We start from the raw sequence: 15,448 nt of genomic DNA, 5'->3' as shown, positions 1-15,448 counted from the left end.
ACGAGGCCGCCGTGGACGCCTTCGTGACGACATTCCCGGAAGAGGCCGCCACCGCTCCCGACATCCGCGATGCCGCGACGGGTGAACCGGCCGAGCCGGCCCCGTACCGGGACCTGGTGTTCGGGCGGTTCGCCGCGCTGGTGGCCGCACGCGCCGCGCACACCGCCACCCGTACGTTCTTCGCCCCCAGGGCCGATGCCTGGGAGGCGCGCTTCGCCGCTGACGGCCCGAGGTACGCGGCAGCGGTCGCCCGCATGGGACTTCTCCCCGGCCAGACGGCCCTGGACCTGGGCTGCGGCAGCGGACGCGCCCTGCCTGCCCTGCGTGCCGGGGTGGGTGACAAGGGGAAGGTGTTCGGGGTGGACGTCACCTCGGCCATGCTCACGGCAGCCGCCCGGGAGGGGCGCGCCGGTCCGGCCTGCCTGCTGGTCGCCGACTGCCACCGCCTGCCGTTGCCGACGGGCGCGACCCACGGCATCTTCAGTGCCGGGCTGCTCGACCATCTCCCCGCCCCACCCGTAGCCCTGCGGGAATGGGCCCGCGTCACCGCCTCCGGCGGCACGCTTCTCCTCTTCCACCCCTCCGGCCGCGCCGAACGCGCAGCCCGCCACGGCCGCCCCCTGAGCTCCGACGACCCGCTGGGCGAGCCGAATCTGAGGCCCATGCTGGACGGCAACGGCTGGCAACTCGTCTGCTACGAGGACAAGTCCGAGTACTTCCTGGCCCGTGCCGTCCGCGTCGCCGACGAGGCGCACAACTGAGCGGAACACCCGACCGGAGGGGATTCATGAACGCCGAACTCGACCGCGCCGCACGCCTGTTGGGCGCCCAGGCCAAAGCCGCCGAGCTCTTCGCCCAGATCGAGTCGAGGAAGCTGGTCGCGCCGGGGGAGGGGGAGCGGGCGGTCAGCGACCGGATCCGCGACCTCGCGAACGAACTGTTCGGGCCCACGCGCCACTGGCACAAGCGCATCGTGCGCTCGGGCCCGAACACCCTCCACCCGTACAAGGAGAATCCCCCGGACCGGATCATCGGCCACGACGACATCGCCTTCGCGGACTTCGGGCCGATCTTCGAGGAGTGGGAAGCCGACTTCGGCCGCACCTTCGTCCTCGGTGACGACCCCGACAAGCTCCGGCTGCGCGACGACCTGCCCGAGGTCTTCGCCGCCGGACGCCGCGCCTTCGAGGCCGACCCGGACATCACGGGCGCCGCGCTCCACGCCGAGGTCGCCCGGCTGGCCGCCACGCGCGGCTGGGAACTGGGCGGCTGGCACGCCGGTCACCCGGTGGGTGAGTTCCCGCACGAGAAGATCGACGGCGCCGACATCGAGTCGTACATCGCACCCGGGAACGCCACCCGGCTCCGGCGCCCCGACCGGGCCGGACGCGACTGCCACTGGATCCTGGAGATCCATCTGATCGACCGCGAGCGCGGCTTCGGCGGCTTCCACGAGGAGCTTCTCGACCTGGGATGACCGTATGCAGGCCGTTGTGTAGGCCGTTCAGGCGCTGTCACTCGTGCGACGGCCTCCTCCTGTCGACATCTCTCAGCGGTGCCCGTGTTCACCGTCCGACGGACGGATCCGTGCACGGGCCGGGCTCCTGCCGGACATCGGCGTGCCCCGCACACCACTTGGAGACACGATGCCCATGCGACACCGCCGACCGCACTCGGCCCTGATCGGCGCCGCCCTGTGTCTGGTCACCACCCTCACCGGATGCTCGGACTCGGGCGACGGGCCCTCCTCCAGCAGCACCCCGCCCGCGTCCGCCTCCGCAAGTGTCTCCGCCCCTGCCTCGGCGTCCCCCTCGTCCTCCGAGAGCGGAAAGGGCGAAGTGAAGGTCACCATCAAGGACTTCGCCTTCCACCCGGCCACGTTCGAGGTCAGCCCCGGCACGAAGATCACCGTCACGAACGAGGACTCGGCCACGCACACGCTGACCGCGGACGACAAGTCCTTCGACACCGGCGACCTCGCGCAGGGGAAGTCGGCGACCATCACCGCGCCGTCCGAGCCGGGCTCGTACTCCTACACCTGCACCATCCACCCGAATATGAAGGGCACTCTCACGGTCCGCTGACGTCGGCGCACCCCGCACCCCGCACGCCCGCGTCACCGGGAGGCCCCCGCCGTGTCCCATGAACCGACCGACCCCCCGTCCCCCCGCCCCGCGCGCCGGCCATGGCGCGCGGCGGCCCGCATCCTCGCCGCCGCCGGGCTCGCCGTCAACGCGTACGTGCACGCGGACCTCGCCTCCCGCTACGACCCTGTCAGCGCCACGATCAGCCAGGGCTCCCTCTTCAGGATCGAGACCGCCCTCGCCGCGCTCGCCGCCGTGCTCGTCCTGTTCTGGCGCCGGTCCCTCGGCGACGTCTTCGCCTGGCTCACCGCGGCCGGCGGGCTCGCTGCCCTGCTCGTCTACCGCTACGTCGACGTCGGCGCATTCGGACCGCTGCCCAACATGTACGAACCCGTCTGGTACGCCGAGAAGGACCTTGTGGTGATCTCGCAGGTCCTGACCGTCGTGGCGATGACCGTGCTCCTGGTCGGCCGGGGTCGCGAACGGCTCCTGACCCGGCGGTCGGTCTCCGGACACTGAGTGATATCTGTTCCGGCGAGTGCAGAAATCGAGGGCGGGAGGCTGAAGCTTTTTTCCGGGCGACAGGGCTGGGAAATTGGAGTTCTGCGGGATTTCGGGGTGGCATGCTACTGTTGGATTTAGTTGCAGTTGTGGTTCCCAAAAACTTCGAGTGCCTCCGCCGGGATATTTGTTCCGGCGGGAGCGCTTCTGTGTTTCCGGTGTCTTTCCGGGCGGGGCGATGATCGCGGCGACAGGAGTTCGCACAGTGTGGGCTCCGGGCACTGCCCCGAAGGAGATATGACATGGCTACTGGCACCGTGAAGTGGTTCAACGCGGAAAAGGGTTTCGGCTTCATCGAGCAGGACGGTGGCGGCCCCGACGTCTTCGCCCACTACTCGAACATCGCCGCCCAGGGCTTCCGTGAGCTGCAGGAAGGCCAGAAGGTGAGCTTCGACATCGGTCAGGGCCAGAAGGGCCCGACGGCCGAGAACATCGTTCCCGCCTGACGTCGTCGCTGACGCGTAGACCGTAGCTGGGGCCCGCACCTTGGGGTGCGGGCCCCAGCTCGTTGCTTTTCCGGGTGCCGTTCATCTTTTTGGCATCCAATTATTCGGCTCGTTCCTGCGTTTCCCTGCGCTGTTCAAATGTCGCGGGAATTCCTTGACGCGTGCCGTGCATTTTCGTGCCGCGTCCAGGAAGGTAGTGCCGATCATGAAACGTATGTATGGGGCAGGTCGAGAGAGTCGAGCCGGGCGAACGAGCCAGAGTGTGGTTTCCGGGGAGTTCGCGTTGCCGAAGACCGTTCAGCCGGGCCTCCCCGCCGTCGCTTCCTTCGGGGAGCTCGCTCTGCCGGACGAGCTCCTGCGGATGCTCACCAGCCTCGGCATGAACGAGCCGTTCCCCATCCAGGCAGCGACCCTGCCCAACTCCCTCGCCGGGCGTGACGTGCTCGGCCGCGGCCGTACCGGGTCCGGCAAGACCCTCGCGTTCGGGCTCGCGCTCCTCGCCCGTACCGCAGGGCGACGCGCCGAGCCCCGCAGGCCGCTCGCTCTGATCCTCGTCCCCACCCGTGAACTCGCCCAGCAGGTCACCGAGGCACTCACCCCGTACGCGCGGTCGCTGAAGCTGCGGACGGCCACTGTCGTGGGCGGCATGTCCATCGGACGTCAGGCGGGAGCGCTGCGAGGGGGCGTTGAGATCGTCGTCGCTACCCCGGGGCGGCTCAAGGACCTCATCGACCGAGGGGACTGCCGGCTCGACGAGGTGGCAGTCACCGTGCTCGACGAGGCCGACCAGATGGCCGACATGGGCTTCATGCCCCAGGTCACGGCCCTGCTCGACCAGGTGCGGCGGGAGGGGCAGCGCATGCTGTTCTCCGCCACGCTCGACCGCAACGTCGACCTCCTCGTGCGCCGCTACCTGCACGACCCCGTGGTCCACTCCGTCGACCCGTCGGCCGGCGCGGTGACGACGATGGAACATCACGTCCTGCACGTGCATCCCGTCGACAAGCGCGCGGCCACCACCGAGATCGCCGCCCGCGACGGCCGGGTCATCATGTTCCTCGACACCAAGCACGCGGTGGACCGGCTGACCCGGGACCTGCTCGCCGTCGGTGTGCGCGCCGCCGCCCTGCACGGCGGCAAGTCCCAGCCGCAGCGCACCCGCACCCTGGCCCAGTTCAAGAGCGGCCACGTCACCGTCCTGGTCGCGACCAACGTCGCCGCCCGCGGCATCCACGTCGACAGCCTCGACCTCGTCGTCAACGTCGACCCGCCCGCCGACCACAAGGACTACCTGCACCGCGGCGGCCGTACGGCCCGTGCCGGTGAGTCCGGCAGCGTCGTCACCCTGGTCATGCCCAACCAGCGCCGCGACATGAGCCGGCTGATGCGCGACGCCGGGATCACCCCGCAGATCGCCCAAGTCCGCTCGGGCGAAGCCGAGTTGAGCCGCATCACCGGGGCGCGGGCGCCGTCCGGTGTGCCGGTCGTCATCACCGCGCCGGTGGCGGAGCGCCCTCGGCGCAGCGGGTCGAGCACCCGTGGCCGCCGCAGCCGTTCCGCCGAGGCCCGGCGCGCCACCGATCCGAGGCGCGCCGCCGACCAGCCGTGCACGGGGCAGGGCACGGGAACCTTCCGGCAGTCCGCGTCCGCGGTCGCCACGGCGTCCTGACCTGTTGCGCCACGGCCCCCTTGTCCCCTTCCGCCATCCCGTAGGAGGCACTTTGACACTGGTCGAGACACATCCGCGCGAGACGGCCCGCCCCCCTTCGGGGGCCGCGTCCCTGAGGCCGTCGGGACCTCGCGTCTGGGCCGACATGACCGTCGAGGTCGCCCTGTCCGTCCTCGACAGCTCCCGTGCCGGCCGGCTTCTCCTCTGCGACGAGGACGGCCGCTGCACCGGTACGGTCAGCCGCGCCGAGCTGAGCGCCGTGCGCGACAGCGCCGGCTACACCGATCGCATCCAGCTGCGGGACATCGTCCACAGCTCCGGACCGTCCTTCTCCCTGTGAGGCCCTCATGCGCTGTGTCATCGCCAGATTCCCCTTCGACCTGTTCAGCAGTGATGTGCTGGAGGCGATGAAGGGCGTCAAACCCGAACCCGTCACCGGCGACTCCGTGCTCATCGGGCGGCGCCGCTACCCCGTCAAGCAGGTCGGGGCCGTCATCACCCGGCAGGACCGGCGCGACTTCACCTCCGGTGAGGTGGTCAGGGCACTGACCGCGCTCGGCTTCACCTGTACCGAGGTCTCCGCGGGCGGCTCCGCCGGGGCTGAACTCACCCCGCTCCAGGCGGCGTCGGCGCTGATGGGCCTGCCGGTCTCCGCGTAGACACGCCACCGCCGGCCCCCGAGGCCGGGCGGTGCCGAGGGCCCCGACCGGATCACCGGTCGGGGTCCTCGGCGTGTGCGCGGCCCGGCGGCGTGTCCTTGCGGACGCATGGTGTTCAATTTGCCCGGGGCACGGCCGCCGCGGCGGCGCCGGGGCCCCTCCATGCGCCCCTCGACGAGGTGAAATGACTGCAGAAGGACCGCTCGGCCGTCTCGACGACGACGACTACCCCGCCTTCACGATGGGACGGGCCGCCGAGATGATCGGCACCACGCCCGCGTTCCTGCGGGCCCTCGGCGAAGCGCGCCTGATCACTCCGCTGCGGTCGGCCGGCGGACACCGCCGCTACTCCCGCTATCAGCTGCGCATCGCGGCACGTGCCCGCGAGCTCGTCGACCGGGGCACCCCCGTCGAGGCCGCCTGCCGCATCATCATCCTCGAGGACCAGCTCGAGGAGGCCCTGCGCATCAACGCGGAGTTCCGCCGCGCGGCGGAAGTACCGGACGCGGGGGCCGAGGGCCGATAGGCCCCACCCGAAGACCCGTTGGCGTACACGTACGTCCTGGAGCGCCCGGCGCGACCGTGTCCGTCATGCCCCGTCGTGCTCCACGGGGTTGCTGCCGCCGTGCAGATGGACGGAGGTCGGCATGTCCGGGGCGTTGATCTGTCCGACCACCGCGGTGCGCCCCTTGCGGGCCCGGACGGTGGGGCCGGAGAACGTGCCGTTGCAGGTGAGGACGTCCGTGCGGGTGCCGGGCAGGATCTGGTGGCTGGTGCGGCTCATGGTGACCGTGTAGTAGTCGGCGGTGCTCGTTCTCCGGTACGGGGCGAGGACCTTGGACACGGGGACCGGCAAATGACCGGCCGAGCATTATCAATTGCGCAGCCACCGGTTGCGGAAAGAAGAAGGAGCCCCGGAAATTTCTGGGAACATCGCTCCGGGGAATCTCCGGAAACTCGTGAACTCGAGAAAGTAATTCACCACATGAGCATCAACGACATCAAGAACGGCGACGACGCGGAGAAGGCGTTCGACAGCTTCGACGTCGACGAGCTGGAGACCCTTGAGGTCGCGCAGGGTGTCGCGCTCCCCGAGATGGGCGCCTCCAGCGGTTCGATCGGCACCTCGTCGTCCGCGTCCAGCACCTGCTCCGCCTGCTGATCCACCGTTCCAAAGGATGCGTCGCTCATCCAGCCGGGAGCTGGATGGGTACATCCTTGTGTGGGGACCTTTTCCGGAACCTTTCGCGCGGCCTTTCGGGGGACCTTTGCGGTGCCGCCGGGTCCCTGCCTCAGCCGCGCACGGCGACGTGGAACGACGAGGCCCACAGCACCAGCGCGGCGCCCAGGCCGACCACCACACGCACGGTCTCCATGGTCGTGCCGGCCGCCGCCACCACCAGGCCGGCCACCGCGACCGCTGTCAGGAAGACCGCCGTCCACTTGTACTGCCACTGGTCGAAGAGGCGGGCGAGCGGGAAGAAGTGCAGGCCCACGACCAGACAGATACCGGGTGGGATCAGCTCGGGGTGGCCGCTCGCGTTCGACGCCGCGATGACCACGAAGATCGCCACCAGCTCGGCCGTGTTCACCATGCCGACCCCGCGGTTCCACTTCTCCGGGAGTCGCACCATGCGCGAGGCCGGTCCGGCCCCGCCGCGGAAGGCCAGGACCACCGCCACGACGGTCACCGCGGCGGCGAGCACGCCGACCGTCACCGAAACCCCCACGGCACTTATGCCGGAGCCGCCCGCAAAAGCCCACACCAGGGCAAAAACCGCGAGGACGACAGCCCCGCGGCGGCGCAGATTCTGCGTGAGTGCCAGGCACTCCGTGTCCGTAGTCATGGCCCGGAGGGTACAGCGATCTTGGCGCCTGGCTGGCAGCTTTCGGTCAACCCGTCCGTGACTCGGCGGGCGTCGCTGTCACGAAAGCAGTGGCGTATGTAAGCGGCCGCCCCACATTCCCTTTCCGGGCACAATCCGGCGCCACGGAATTCCAGTCAAAACATTCCGCAAGATCTGTTGAAGATTTCCTGGAACGTGCGAAAAGGGCCGAAGCGCCGGAGCGTACTGCCGTGAAGCCGGACTCCGCCGGCCTGACGGGAGTGCGGCTCCACGCACGGATGCCGGTGACACCGGCGTGGCTCGCCACGCACGTCGCGCCGGTCGCCCGCGTCCTGAGCGAACGGGGCGCCTCAGCCGTCCAGTTGAGGCGGCCGGCTGCACGGCCCGCACATCGACGTCCTCGCCCTCGCGGTGCCGGGCGGCCCCGACTGGACCGATCGCCTCAACGTCAACGCGCACGCGCCGATCCTGCCCGGCGGCCTCACCCTTGAGGACTGGTTCACGCTGCGCCTCGCGCACGACCCGGACATCGACACGCTGCGCGTCGAGGACGCCGACGGCGCGCCCCTGCGCGTCCTGCCGCTCGGCACCGGCCACCCCGGCCTGTTCCCGCCACCGCTGTCCGCCGTCTCGGGCCTCGCCATCAGCGGCCGGCTCCTCAACAGCCTGCCCAACAGCCGGCACGCCGCGACGCCGTGGGACCGCGCCACCACCTGGACCGCTCCCCGCATGGCCGTCGGCGGCGTCCTCATCGGCCGCCGCCGCTGGTACGGCGGCGACGAACTCATCACCGCGGTCGCCGCGGGACCCGACGAGTACGACCGGTTCCTCGCGCTCACCGCGTGGCGCGTCCGCCATGGCGTCGCCGCGGAGGTCGTCATCAAGAACGCGCCCGAGGGCGAGGGACCCCTCTCGGTGGGCGCCCCCGACGTGCAGTCCAAGCGGCTCCAGCAGAAGCCGCAGTACATCGACCTGACCAGCGCCCTGAGCGCCCGCGTCCTGCCGCGCATGCTCGACCGGCGCGGCGCCGACGGCTGCTCCCTGGAGGAGGCCCTGCGCGACCGCACGACGCTGTACGCCCACGAGACGGGACGCAGCGTGGTGCCTTCAGGGGTGTGACTTCGGGGGTCTGTCCTCGGGGCGTGACGGGGGAATGTGACCGGGCGTCGGGCCGCCGCATAGTCTTCCGCACATGCAGTCCTACACCATCGGGCAGGCGGCGCGTCTGCTCGGCGTCAGCCCCGACACGGCACGCCGCTGGGCGGACGCGGGCCGCGTCGCCACCCACCGCGACGAGGGCGGCCGCCGCCTGATCCGCGGCCAGGACCTGGCGGCGTTCTCGATCGAGGTCGGCCAGTCGGGCGGCGACGACGAGGACGCCTCGTACACCTCCGCGCGCAACGCCTTCCCCGGCATCGTCACCGGCGTGAAGCTCGGCGACGTGGCGGCCCAGGTCGAGATCCAGGCGGGCCCGCACCGGCTCGTCTCGCTCCTGACCCGCGAGGCCGTCGAGGAGCTCGGCCTCGAAGTGGGCATGCAGGCCATCGCCCGCGTGAAGTCGACGAACGTGCACATCGACCTCACCTGACCCGGCCCACCGGGCACCCGTATGTGCGGGGTGTACGTAGCGACACCCGAGGTCCGGGTTGTACGCCCCATGTGCGGGAACGCCGCCGTCCCTAACGTCGTAGTCACGGTGCAGACAGCGCCGTGACAACGACGGTGGACGGGGAGAGACCATGTTCCGACGTACGGGCCGAGCGGGCGGCAGCGGACCGGCAGGGCACGGCGGCGAGGCCCTGCGCCTCGTCAAGGTCAGCAAGACGTACGGGGCGGGAGAGGGCGCCGAGAACGCCGTCACCGCACTCGACGACGTGACCCTCAGCCTGCGGGCCGGGACGTTCACCGCAGTGATGGGGCCCTCCGGCTCCGGCAAGTCCACGCTCCTGCAGTGCGCGGCCGGACTCGACCGGCCCGACAGCGGCATCGTGATGGTCGACGGCGAGGAGATGACGGGCGGCACCGAGGCGGCCCTCACCAAATTCCGCCGCCGCCGGATCGGCTTCGTCTTCCAGCAGTACAACCTGCTGCCGACGCTGACCGTCGCGCAGAACACCACCCTGCCGCTCAGGCTCGCCGGGCGGCGTGTCAACCGGGCCCGCGCCCAGGACATCCTCACCCAGGTCGGCCTCGGCGACCGGCTCGGCCACCGCCCCGACCAGCTCTCCGGCGGCCAGCGCCAGCGTGTCGCCATCGCCCGCGCCCTCGTCACCGAACCCGCCGTGATCTTCGCGGACGAACCGACCGGCGCCCTCGACACCCGCAGCGCGCGCGACGTCCTGCGCCTCCTCCAGGAAGCCGTGCGCCTGCACGGCAGGACCGTCGTCATGGTGACGCACGACCCGGTCGCCGCCTCGTACGCGGACTCCGTGCTCTTCCTCGCGGACGGCCGCCTCGCCGGGGAGATGACCGCACCCACCGTCGACGCCGTGGCCGAACGCCTCGCGCACCTCGGCGACAGCACGCTGACGGGGGTGTGAGGGATGTTCGCACTCGCCCTGCGCTCCGTCAGGCTGCGCCCCGGACGTCTCCTCGCGACGCTCCTGTCGGCCTTCCTCGGCGCGGCGATCATCATGACGTTCAACTCGCTGCACGACACGGCGGGCGCCGCCGGTGTCGACCACGTCAGCGCGGAGACCCTCACCACCGCGGCGAGTGTCGTCGGCGGCTACGGGACGCTCCTCGTGTTCTTCGCCGTCGCCTCCACCCTGACCGTCAACGTCAGCAGGCGAGCCGACGAGATCACCCTCCTGCGCAACACCGGCGCCACCCCCGCCCAGATCAAGCGCATGATCGTCGGCGAGTCCGTGATCGTCGCCCTCGCCGGTTCGGCGCTCGCCGTCGGGCCCGCGATGCTCGGCGGCCAGGCCCTGCTCGACGTGTTCAAGGACAGCGGCCAGGTCGCCGACGGCGTCAGCTACGTATTCGGTCCCGTCGCCCTCACGTCCGGCGTCGCCATCACTGTGCTCGCCTCCGCGGGCGCCGCGTTCCTCGCGGTGCGGCGCGCCACGAAGGCCGCCGCCGGGATGCGGCAAGGGCGAGGCAGGGCACGGAAGTTCGCGGCCTGGGGCGCGCTCGCCGTCGGCGCCGCCGGTGTCCTTTGCACCTTCGCCATGAAGGCCACCGACGCGGCCCTCATGGCGGCGCCCGCCTACGGCGCGATCCTGCTCTCCGTGGGCTTCGCGATGCTTTCCCCGACGCTGCTGCGCGGTTTCCTCGGCCGCACGGAACCCCTGCTCACCGCACTCACCGGCGCGAGCGGCTATCTGACGGTACGAAACATGCGGCAGCGCGCCGACCAGCTCTCCGGTGTCCTGATGCCGCTGATCCTGTTCACCGGCATGGCCACGGCCACCCTCTACATGCAGGCCGTCGAGAGCGACGCGATCAAGGCGTCCGGCGTCGCCAAGTCCGTCGGGGACAAGAACCTGGAGACCCTCAACTTCGCGGTCGTCGGCATCATCGTCGTCTTCGCCTGCGTCATGCTCGTCAACACCCTGTACGCGGCCACCTCCTATCGGGTCCGCGAGTTCGGCCAGCAGCGCCTCGCCGGTGCCACGCCGGTCCAGGTCCTCGGGACGGTCGCGGTCGAGAGCCTCGTCCTCACGGTGACGGGTGTGTTCTTCGGCACGGTCGCGGGCCTCGCGGGAATCGTGCCCTTCACCGCGGTCCGCACCGACTCGCTCCTGCCCGACCAGGGCCTCGGCATCTGGCTCACGGTCGTGGCACTCGCGGCCGCAGCGACCCTGGTGACCAGTCTGGGCACGGCCCGCAGGACCCTGCGCGTCAAGGCCGTGGACGCCGTCGCGATCGCCGCCTGACACCGGATCGAAGCGCCCGGCACGGTCCGCACCCGCCACCACGGCGGATGCGGACCGTGTCGCTGTTGGGCTGAACGGGTGACTTGGCGTAAGAATGGCGGGTGCAGACAAAAGTACGAGCCCGGACGGGGTGGGGGCAGTGAACAGCCACGACGTCACTGACGAACAGTGGGAAGGGCTCGCCCAGGTCGTACCTCTGCGCGGCCGTAACGCATGGCCGTCGGCGGTCGACCACAGGGCCGTCCCCGAAGCGGAGACCGAGGCGCGGCGACGGTTCGTCGTGCTGCGGATCAATGTGTTCGCGGACGCCCGCGAGGTCGCCGAGACCGTGATGACGGGCATCCCCGTGCTGCTCGACCTGAGCGGCGCAGAGTCCGATGTCGCCAAGCGCGTCCTGGACTTCAGCAGCGGAGTGGTCATGGGCCTCGGCTGCGGAATGCACCGCGTCGACCGCAATGTCTTCCTGCTCGCCCCTCCCGGCACCGAGGTGCAGGACTTCGTGGCGGGGGCCGTTCCCCGAGTCTAGTCACCCGGCCCAGGCCCTCCGGTCCCCCGATCGAAGGAAGATCCGCCCGGAAGAACGGTTCTCCGGGCGGAGTGCCGCCTACCGTCCGGAACATGACCTTGCTCGCGCGGGACGGCGGCGCACCCCCGGCTCCCCAGGACCGGCCGAGCCTCACCGAACTGCGGCTGTCCGCCTTCGCCGCGCACCGAGGCGCCGGCTTCACGCTCGGCCCGCTGACCCTCTTCGCGGGACCGAGCGGCAGCGGCAAGTCCAGCGCCCTGAAGGCCTACGAGGGCCTGGCCCGGCTCGGCGGCGGCGCGGCCCTCGACGAGGTGTTCCCCGATCCGTCCGCCTACGTCCCCGACCGCGCCCGCCCCGACGCCCAGCGGCGCCGCGGCTTCCGCATCGGCTGCACCGTCACCGGGCCCGTCGGCCCGGTCCGCCTCGACCTCGCGATCCAGGCCGAGCCCGAACTGCGCATCGTCGGCGAGCGGTTGGCCTGCGACGGCCGCATCCTCCTGGAGACCGCCCTGCGAGACCCCGGACGCCGCGTCGTCCAGGCCGCCTGGCACACGGCGGGCGTGACCCCGGTGACCCGCGCGCCCCTGCCGGACGACCTGCTCGGCACGGCGCTCCTGCCGCTGCGCGTCGCGGGCAAGACGGACGGCCAGCGGCTCGTCATCGCCGCCGCCGAACAAGTGGTGGTCGCCCTGCGCTGCGTCTTCTCCTGCGACCCCCAGCCCGCCCGCATGCGCGGCCCCGCCCAGGCCACCGCCGACCGTCTGCTGAGCGGCTGCGACAACCTCGCCGCCGTCCTGTGGCGTACGCGCTCCGAGTGCGGCATCCGGCACGCGCTGCTCGTCGCCGCCGCCCGGGCCGGCTGCGCGGGGCCCGTCGTCGACGTCCTGTCGGAGGACCTCGGCAACGGCACGGTACGGGCCGTGCTCGACCGCGGCGACGGTCTGCGCACCCCCGTCGACCGGCTCGGGGACGGCGAGTTGAGGTACCTGGCACTCGCCCTGGTCCTGCTCACCGGCCCCCGTGTGCTCGCGGTCGACCCGGCGGCGGAGGTCCCCGAGGCGTACCAGACGCTCACCGTCCTCGCCGACGGCCTCGACCGCAGCCTCGACCCGCGGCAGCTGCGGGAGCTGACGGCGCTCGCGGTGCGGATGTGCGGGCGCGGGCACATCCGGCTGGCGGGGGCGGTCGGCGACGGGACGTGGGCGGCGCGGGAGCACGGAGCGGCGGTGGTAGACCTGGGGCCGTGACAGAACTTGATGTGGCGGGACTGCAGCGCCGGCTGGCGCAGTTCGCTGAGGCCAGGAACTGGGAGCAGTACCACACGCCGAAGAACCTGGTGGCCGCGCTGAGCGTGGAGGCGTCCGAACTGGTCGAGATCTTCCAGTGGTTGACCCCGGAGGAGTCGGCCGGCGTGATGGCGGACCCGGACACGGCGCACCGGGTGCGCGACGAGGTCGCGGACGTCCTCGCGTATCTGCTGCAGCTGTGCGAGGTGCTCGGGATCGACGCGCTGGCGGCCCTGTCGGCGAAGATCGACCGCAACGAGGAACGGTTTCCGGTGCCGGGGGAGGGCTGAGGTCGGCGGCTGAGACCGGCGGCTGAGACCGGCTGGAAGGACCGCACGACCGGTCTTGTCACTCTATGGAGTCACAGAATTATCAACATTGGATTCCGTGTCCACAGATTTCGGTCGTCCTCTGGCTTTTCGCCTCTCCGACCCTCACTCTGGGTAGTGGACAAGGGAGTTCGGGACGGGGGCGGCGCATGGACGCGGTGCGACTCATCAGGGCGAGCCGACGGGCCCTGGCGGAGAGCCAGGACGCGCCGGCCATCACGCGGGAGGCATGGCAGGCCCAGGCCCTCGCACAGGCAATGGGGAACAGGCTGGCGAGAGAGGGCCCGCCGGAGCTGAGGGGTGAGGCGCGCGGACTGAGCGAGGCGGGCGGCAGAGGCTGCTCGGGCTCGGCGATCCCGGTCATCGGGGCGGGCGGCATACGGGCGGCGCAGCTCACGGAGCTGCCGGAGGCGCACAAGGCACTGATCGGGTTGGCGGCGCTGCTCGGGGAAGTGGGGATCGCCCTGGTGGGCATAGCCAGCGAGGCGGAGGAGGAGGGGGACTACTGGCACTGCATGGACGCCATCGACGCCGCCGACGAATCACGGGACAGGGCCCTCGAGATAATCCGCCGGCTCACGCTGCGCCGCGACACCATGTCGGAGTCGGAGCCTGACTCGGCGGCGTAGAGGGCGCGCCAGTTGGTGCGGTGGCGGGCTTCGGGGGCGCACCGGCATCGGTGCGACGCGCCCCCGGCGGGGTCAGAGGCGGTGGCTCTCGTCGGCGGACGGGGCGCCGGGTCCGGTGGACTGCTGAAGGTCGGCGTCGAGCTGCGACAGATCCGCGTTGAGCGCGGCCATCAGCTCTTCCATCTGCTGCACCAGACCCTTGGGCGCGCCCTCCTGATCCGGCCCTGCCGGTTCGTGGACGACCTGCTCGGACATGGCTTCCTGGGACATGGCGGCCTCCTCGGCCCTCGCCCTCCCCGCGGGGGAAGGCAGTTGACGCAAGCGTCGCCCGACAGCGGCAGCCGCCGCCGGTGCGGGTGCCGGGCGGTCCGGCTCCGCCCGAGCCAACGATCACTCGCGTGAACGGGTCACTGGCCGGGTCCCCGGCCACGTGCCCGGTTGACGGATATTCACCCGACAGGGGCGGGGCCGGAGCACCGGGAACAGCGGAGTTGACGCGTGGCCTAGGACAGCTGGGGCATCACCTCGGTGGCGATCAGTTCCAAGTGGTCCAGGTCGTCCAGGTCGAGCATCTGGAGATACATCCGCTGCGAGCCGACGGCCTGGTACGCGGCGATCTGCTCGACGACCTCGGCCGGCGACCCGGCGAGCCCGTTCGCCTTCAGTTCGTCCACGTCACGGCCGATCGTGGCGGCGCGGCGCCTGACGTCGGCGTCGGTCTTGCCGACGCACGCCACCAGGGCGTTGGAGTAGACGAGGCTGTCGGCGCTGCGGCCGTGCTGCTCCGCCGCCGCACGGACCCGCTTGAACTGCTGCTCCGTGTCGGTGAGCGACGCGAAGGGGATGTTGAACTCGTCGGCATACTGCCCGGCGAGCGCCGGGGTCCGCTTGGCGCCGTGCCCGCCGATCAGGACGGGCACCTTGCCCTGCGTCGGCTTCGGCAGCGCGGGGGAGTCCGTCAGCTGGTAGTAGGTGCCGTTGAAGTTGAATCGCTCGCCGACGGGCGTGCTCCACAGGCCCGTGACGATGGCGAGTTGCTCCTCAAGGCGGCCGAACTTCTCCTTCGGGAAGGGGATGCCGTAAGCCTCGTGCTCCGCCCCGTACCAGCCGGAGCCGAGGCCCAACTCCACGCGCCCACCCGACATCTGGTCGACCTGCGCGACCTGGATCGCGAGGACGCCGGGGAGGCGGAAGGTGCCGGCGGTCATCAGTGTGCCCAGGCGGATCCGCCTGGTCTCGCGGGCGAGCCCGGCCAGCGTGATCCAGGCATCGGTGGGGCCGGGGAGCCCGTCGGCGGAGCCCATGTGCAAGTAATGGTCAGACCGGAAAAACGCTCCATAATTGAGGTCTTCAGCGGCCTTCGCGACGCGGAGAAGCGTCTCGTAGGTCGCGCCTTGTTGCGGTTCGGTGAAGACTCGAAGATCCATTCATCCATCATGCACCGGTCACTTCTGGTGACCTTTTAGAACCGCAGCGTCCCCGGAGAGAAATGCGTGGTCGGAGGCGGTACCGGCGGACCATACTCGGACGC

22 protein-coding genes are annotated in these 15,448 nt (G+C 71.0%); 18 read left to right on the top strand and 4 right to left on the bottom strand.

What is annotated here, in order from left to right:
- The first annotated feature begins 23 nt into the window (after positions 1–23).
- The 9 genes from OG698_RS14880 (at position 24) to OG698_RS14840 (ending at position 5,945) form a co-directional block, all read left to right on the top strand.
- Positions 24–761 (top strand): class I SAM-dependent methyltransferase, encoded by a 738-nt coding sequence (locus OG698_RS14880; RefSeq protein WP_406103477.1) that lies wholly within the window; start codon positions 24–26, stop codon positions 759–761.
- A gap of 26 nt (positions 762–787) precedes the next feature.
- Complete coding sequence (locus OG698_RS14875; RefSeq protein WP_406103476.1) at positions 788–1,477, top strand: M24 family metallopeptidase; 690 nt, start codon at positions 788–790, stop codon at positions 1,475–1,477.
- Positions 1,478–1,652: 175 nt separating this feature from the next.
- Complete coding sequence (locus tag OG698_RS14870; protein ID WP_406103475.1) at positions 1,653–2,084, top strand: cupredoxin family copper-binding protein; 432 nt, start codon at positions 1,653–1,655, stop codon at positions 2,082–2,084.
- A 51-nt stretch (positions 2,085–2,135) separates the two neighbouring features.
- Complete coding sequence (locus OG698_RS14865; RefSeq protein ID WP_406103474.1) at positions 2,136–2,603, top strand: hypothetical protein; 468 nt, start codon at positions 2,136–2,138, stop codon at positions 2,601–2,603.
- Positions 2,604–2,887: 284 nt separating this feature from the next.
- Positions 2,888–3,091 carry a cold-shock protein gene (locus OG698_RS14860; protein ID WP_100591190.1) on the top strand — a complete coding sequence of 68 codons (204 nt, stop codon included), beginning with the start codon at positions 2,888–2,890 and terminating at the stop codon, positions 3,089–3,091.
- Positions 3,092–3,305: 214 nt separating this feature from the next.
- Positions 3,306–4,760, top strand: coding sequence for a DEAD/DEAH box helicase (locus OG698_RS14855; RefSeq protein WP_406111078.1), 1,455 nt, complete (start codon positions 3,306–3,308; stop codon positions 4,758–4,760).
- Between the two features lie 145 nt (positions 4,761–4,905).
- Complete coding sequence (locus OG698_RS14850; protein ID WP_406103473.1) at positions 4,906–5,100, top strand: hypothetical protein; 195 nt, start codon at positions 4,906–4,908, stop codon at positions 5,098–5,100.
- 7 nt (positions 5,101–5,107) lie between these two features.
- Positions 5,108–5,419 (top strand): SCO5918 family protein, encoded by a 312-nt coding sequence (locus OG698_RS14845; RefSeq protein ID WP_406103472.1) that lies wholly within the window; start codon positions 5,108–5,110, stop codon positions 5,417–5,419.
- A 184-nt stretch (positions 5,420–5,603) separates the two neighbouring features.
- On the top strand, positions 5,604–5,945 hold the full coding sequence (locus OG698_RS14840; RefSeq protein WP_406103471.1) for a MerR family transcriptional regulator: 342 nt from the start codon (positions 5,604–5,606) through the stop codon (positions 5,943–5,945).
- A gap of 63 nt (positions 5,946–6,008) precedes the next feature.
- Here OG698_RS14840 and OG698_RS14835 read toward each other — a convergent pair whose 3' ends face one another.
- Positions 6,009–6,263: a multicopper oxidase domain-containing protein gene (locus OG698_RS14835; RefSeq protein ID WP_406103470.1), complete on the bottom strand. Its 255-nt coding sequence runs from the start codon at positions 6,261–6,263 to the stop codon at positions 6,009–6,011.
- Positions 6,264–6,404: 141 nt separating this feature from the next.
- Here OG698_RS14835 and OG698_RS14830 point away from each other — a divergent pair, with 141 nt between their 5' ends.
- Positions 6,405–6,581, top strand: coding sequence for a thiazolylpeptide-type bacteriocin (locus OG698_RS14830; RefSeq protein ID WP_406103469.1), 177 nt, complete (start codon positions 6,405–6,407; stop codon positions 6,579–6,581).
- Positions 6,582–6,711: 130 nt separating this feature from the next.
- Here the strand turns inward: OG698_RS14830 and OG698_RS14825 are convergent, their stop codons facing one another.
- On the bottom strand, positions 6,712–7,266 hold the full coding sequence (locus OG698_RS14825; RefSeq protein WP_406103468.1) for a hypothetical protein: 555 nt from the start codon (positions 7,264–7,266) through the stop codon (positions 6,712–6,714).
- A 411-nt stretch (positions 7,267–7,677) separates the two neighbouring features.
- On the opposite strand from OG698_RS14825, the gene OG698_RS14820 reads away from it, so the two are divergent.
- From OG698_RS14820 to OG698_RS14785, 8 genes are all read left to right on the top strand, one after another.
- On the top strand, positions 7,678–8,385 hold the full coding sequence (locus tag OG698_RS14820) for a hypothetical protein (protein ID WP_406103467.1): 708 nt from the start codon (positions 7,678–7,680) through the stop codon (positions 8,383–8,385).
- A gap of 73 nt (positions 8,386–8,458) precedes the next feature.
- Positions 8,459–8,854 (top strand): helix-turn-helix transcriptional regulator, encoded by a 396-nt coding sequence (locus tag OG698_RS14815; RefSeq protein ID WP_326773687.1) that lies wholly within the window; start codon positions 8,459–8,461, stop codon positions 8,852–8,854.
- A gap of 151 nt (positions 8,855–9,005) precedes the next feature.
- On the top strand, positions 9,006–9,806 hold the full coding sequence (locus OG698_RS14810) for an ABC transporter ATP-binding protein (RefSeq protein WP_406103466.1): 801 nt from the start codon (positions 9,006–9,008) through the stop codon (positions 9,804–9,806).
- A 3-nt stretch (positions 9,807–9,809) separates the two neighbouring features.
- Entirely contained in the window at positions 9,810–11,147 is a 1,338-nt protein-coding gene (locus OG698_RS14805; protein ID WP_406103465.1) for an FtsX-like permease family protein, read from the top strand.
- Positions 11,148–11,286: 139 nt separating this feature from the next.
- Entirely contained in the window at positions 11,287–11,673 is a 387-nt protein-coding gene (gene sepF, locus OG698_RS14800) for a cell division protein SepF (RefSeq protein WP_399967376.1), read from the top strand.
- 92 nt (positions 11,674–11,765) lie between these two features.
- Positions 11,766–12,920, top strand: a complete 1,155-nt coding sequence (locus tag OG698_RS14795; RefSeq protein ID WP_406103464.1) for an AAA family ATPase — start codon at positions 11,766–11,768, stop codon at positions 12,918–12,920.
- Positions 12,917–13,249 carry a nucleotide pyrophosphohydrolase gene (locus tag OG698_RS14790; RefSeq protein WP_329569443.1) on the top strand — a complete coding sequence of 111 codons (333 nt, stop codon included), beginning with the start codon at positions 12,917–12,919 and terminating at the stop codon, positions 13,247–13,249. Before OG698_RS14795 ends, OG698_RS14790 begins: the two co-directional genes overlap by 4 nt.
- A gap of 188 nt (positions 13,250–13,437) precedes the next feature.
- Entirely contained in the window at positions 13,438–13,917 is a 480-nt protein-coding gene (locus OG698_RS14785) for a DUF6099 family protein (protein WP_406103463.1), read from the top strand.
- A gap of 72 nt (positions 13,918–13,989) precedes the next feature.
- Here the strand turns inward: OG698_RS14785 and OG698_RS14780 are convergent, their stop codons facing one another.
- The gene (locus OG698_RS14780) at positions 13,990–14,187 is read right to left on the bottom strand and encodes a hypothetical protein (protein WP_406103462.1); all 198 of its coding nucleotides are present in this window, start codon (positions 14,185–14,187) and stop codon (positions 13,990–13,992) included.
- 233 nt (positions 14,188–14,420) lie between these two features.
- Positions 14,421–15,344: an LLM class F420-dependent oxidoreductase gene (locus OG698_RS14775; RefSeq protein WP_406103461.1), complete on the bottom strand. Its 924-nt coding sequence runs from the start codon at positions 15,342–15,344 to the stop codon at positions 14,421–14,423.
- Positions 15,345–15,448 lie beyond the last annotated feature (104 nt).

Origin of the sequence: Streptomyces sp. NBC_01003 (assembly GCF_045162695.1) — a bacterium.
In the GTDB taxonomy this organism is placed as follows: domain Bacteria; phylum Actinomycetota; class Actinomycetes; order Streptomycetales; family Streptomycetaceae; genus Streptomyces.
The sequence above is the reverse complement of the archived record's forward strand: the minus strand, read 5'-3'. Positions and strand labels throughout refer to the sequence as shown.